This is a genomic window from Allobosea sp. TAB14 (genome assembly GCF_052113865.1).
GTDB lineage: Bacteria > Pseudomonadota > Alphaproteobacteria > Rhizobiales > Beijerinckiaceae > Allobosea > Allobosea spartocytisi.
Window position 1 is genome coordinate 1 of sequence record NZ_JBFRDQ010000300.1, and the last position, 3286, is coordinate 3286.

Genomic DNA, 3286 nt, shown 5'->3' on the forward strand with positions numbered 1-3286 from the left:
ACCTTTTTGGAGCTCCCCGGACGGGCGACCGGCTCAATCCAGCCGCTCGAGCCCCGCCGCGAATTGCCGCCAGCGCCGGGCATAGGCCTGCGCCGAGGCGGTGATCCCGGCCGCGGCCTTGTCGTCGAGCGTCCGGACGGCCCGGGCCGGCGCGCCGACGATCAGCGAATTGTCGGGAAATTCCTTGCCCTCCGTCACCAGCGCATTGGCCCCGACAAGGCTGTTGCGGCCGATCTTCGCGCCGTTCAGCACGGTCGCGCCCATGCCGACCAGGCTATTCTCGCCGATGGTRCAGCCATGCAGGATCGCACGGTGGCCGATGGTGCAGCGGGGACCGACGGTAAGCGGAAAGCCCATATCGGTATGGAAGACGCAGCCCTCCTGGACATTGCTGTCCTCGCCGATCTCGATCCACTCATTGTCGCCGCGCAGAACCGCCCCGAACCAGATCCCGACCCCGGCGGCGAGCCTCACGCGCCCGATCACATGGGCATCGGGAGCCAGCCACCATTGTCCCTGCGGAGGCGTCTCCGGCTTGGTTCCATCGAGCGAATAGAGCGGCATCGGATTCTCCCGGAGGATGCGTCGATGCCGAGCTTTGAGGGCGCCGGCGGGCTGGCGTCAAGCCACGAGGACGTGCAGCAGGTCGAGGACGACGCGGCCCGACGCCATGCTCCAGACGGCCGCGATCATGCTGGCGAGCATCACGAACAGGAAGGGCCGCCCCTCGATCCGGCGGCCGCGAACCGTGTTGCGCAGGATCAGGAACGGCGCGCTGAAGATGACCACCGGCACGCTGGCGACCGCTGCGAGACCGCCGGCCTGCAGCAGCTTGAAATCCGCGCGCTGCGCCGTGAACAGCTCGAAAGCGCTTGCGAGAAGGCCGGCGAAGGCAAAACCGAGGATCAGCGACTGCAACGCCTCGAGCGTGGCGGGTTCGATCGTCATGGCGCGCAGCTTCCCCTCGGAGCAATGCGCGGGACACTGGCTTATGGTTTACGAACTGTGAAGAAAAGCCTTACCGGATAGTAAACCGGCATGGTTAATGTGGCCGTACCGAGCGGTACTACGCCCTGCTTCCCCTCCCCGGAACCGGAGCCGGAAGCGGCGCCGACCGCAGTGCCTTCCGCGGCACAGTCAGCCGCCGAATGCCGGGCATGCGACCTTCCCCGTTGACCGCCCTGCGGGAAGAATGCCGTAAGACGCGCTGGCAGCCACGCGATTCTCCCGATGTCAGGCATCACCCTGCTCCTGGCTCAGGCGCTCATCTATTTCGGCGTCATGGCCTTCCTGTTCCGTCTGCGGCATGTCATGGGCCTCGGCGCGTTTCTCTGCGCGCTCGGCGTGATGCATTTCCTTGAGACCTATCTGGCGGCGGTCTTCTTCATCCAGTTGCCGTTCGGACTGCTTTCGCCGGGCTCGACGGTGCTGTTTTCCGGCAAGCTCGCCATCATCCTGCTGTTCTACATCCGCGAGGACGCCGAAACCGTCCGCCAGCCGATCTACGGGCTGCTGGTCGGCAATTTCCTGATGGTGGCGCTGGTGCTGACACTGCGCCTCTACGGCTCGCCGGTCGCGCTGCCCGGCTACAATCCCGACCTCGTGCTGATCGACCAGATGGGCGCGCTGATGATCTGGGGCACGACGCTGCTCTTCATCGATTCGATCGCGCTGATCCTGCTTTACGAGAAGCTGCACCGCCTGATGCCGCGCTCGACCGTGCTGCGGTCCTGCCTGACCCTGGCGGTGATCCTGACCTTCGACCAGATCTGCTTCTTCACCGGCCTCCACGCGGTCACCGGCACGCCCTGGGACGCTCTTTTCGGCGGCTGGGTCGCCAAGATGGGCGCAGCCGTGGTCTATAGCGCGCTGATGGGCCTCTACCTCCTGCTGTTCGAGCGCAGCACCCAGGAGCTCGCGCCGCAGCCCCTCGCCGACATCTTCTACAAGCTGACCTATCGGCACAAATACGAGGATCTGCTCGGCAAGAGCGGGCATGATGCGCTGACCGGCGCGCTCACCCGCGAGCGTTTCGACACCGTCGCCCCCGCTTTGGCGACGCGCGCTGCCGCCACGCGAAAGCCGCTCAGCCTCGCGATCCTCGACGTCGACCACTTCAAGAGCATCAACGATCGGTACGGCCACGTCACCGGCGATGAGGTGCTGCGCCGCGTTGTGGAATGCCTGCGCTCGGAAATCCGCAGCGAGGACCGGATCTTTCGCTATGGCGGCGAGGAATTCGTCATTCTCTGCGAGAACATGCCGCACAACGCGGCCCTCGCCTATGCAGAGCGGATGCGGGTCGCGGTCCATGGCACGCTTTCCCGGGAATTCGCCGCCGCTCCGACGGTGAGCATCGGCGTCGCAACCTTTCCGGACGACGCCGCGAGCGTTCGCGACCTTCTGATCCATGCCGACGCCCATCTCTACGAGGCCAAGCGGCTCGGCCGCGACCGCGTCGTCGGCAATGCCGGCGAGTTCCGGAAAGTGCCGGCCGGCTGAACGGCTTATGGTTTACGCGCCGTTAAGGCGGCAATGATTCAGTAAGACGCAACCCGTTCCGAGAACACCGGACATGACTGCGTCGCTTCCCCACCACCTGCCCGGACATCAGGGCGCCGCCCTGGCTTCGATGGTTCGCATGCGCCTGCAGCGGCCGGCCCGGCCTTTGCCGCGCGCCGACGGCGCCATGCTGAAGGCGGCCTTCGCGATCCTGCTGGCCGGAGCGCTCGCGACCGCCGCCGCGCTCTACTGGACACATCGGCGCGAAGAGCCCTCAGCGGAGCTGCAACCGGCCCGCGTCGGCGATGTGGCGCTGATGATCCCGCGGAACCTGACCGGCGTCGACGATGACGAACGCGACAGGAGCCGGCTCGTCGGCATGGCCCGCCTGCGGCTGGACTGGCCGAGCCTCGGCCCGGCCGCGCCGCAGAGCCGCTACAAGCTGCTGATCACCCTGAGCCCGCCCGACAAGGTCAACGAGCCGGCGCGCCAGCTCGCCACCTATGCCCGCTTCCTGACGCCGACGGTCTGGTCGAATCCCGGCGGTCTGGTGGTGCGCGGCTTCCGCAAGGGCTCGCCCTTCGAGGGCGACGAGTTCTATGTCTCGGTTCCCGACGGCCGGGGCTTCGCCGCGCGCTGCCCGATCAATGTGGGCGGGCTTGTCGACGAGCCCTGCCGCGTCACCTTCCATCACCGCGGCATGGATGTGAACATCCGCTTCCCACGCGCCATCATCGCAGACTGGGCCGTGATGCTGGGCGGCGTACGCCGCACGCTGGACGGT

4 protein-coding genes are annotated in these 3286 nt (G+C 66.8%); 2 read left to right on the top strand and 2 right to left on the bottom strand.

The window, feature by feature from the left end; all coding sequences use genetic code 11:
- Window positions 1-33: 33 nt before the first annotated feature.
- Window positions 34-564, bottom strand: coding sequence for a gamma carbonic anhydrase family protein (locus tag AB4Y99_RS26660; protein WP_038358438.1), 531 nt, complete (start codon window positions 562-564; stop codon window positions 34-36).
- 57 nt (window positions 565-621) lie between these two features.
- The gene (locus tag AB4Y99_RS26665; protein WP_038358441.1) at window positions 622-948 is read right to left on the bottom strand and encodes a DUF6949 family protein; all 327 of its coding nucleotides are present in this window, start codon (window positions 946-948) and stop codon (window positions 622-624) included.
- 282 nt (window positions 949-1230) lie between these two features.
- Between AB4Y99_RS26665 and AB4Y99_RS26670 the strand changes: the two genes are divergently transcribed.
- Together AB4Y99_RS26670 and AB4Y99_RS26675 are read left to right on the top strand one after the other, a co-directional pair.
- The gene (locus tag AB4Y99_RS26670; RefSeq protein WP_441525449.1) at window positions 1231-2502 is read left to right on the top strand and encodes a GGDEF domain-containing protein; all 1272 of its coding nucleotides are present in this window, start codon (window positions 1231-1233) and stop codon (window positions 2500-2502) included.
- 73 nt (window positions 2503-2575) lie between these two features.
- The coding region (locus tag AB4Y99_RS26675) for a hypothetical protein (RefSeq protein ID WP_441525450.1) at window positions 2576-3286 on the top strand (711 nt) is incomplete at its 3' end.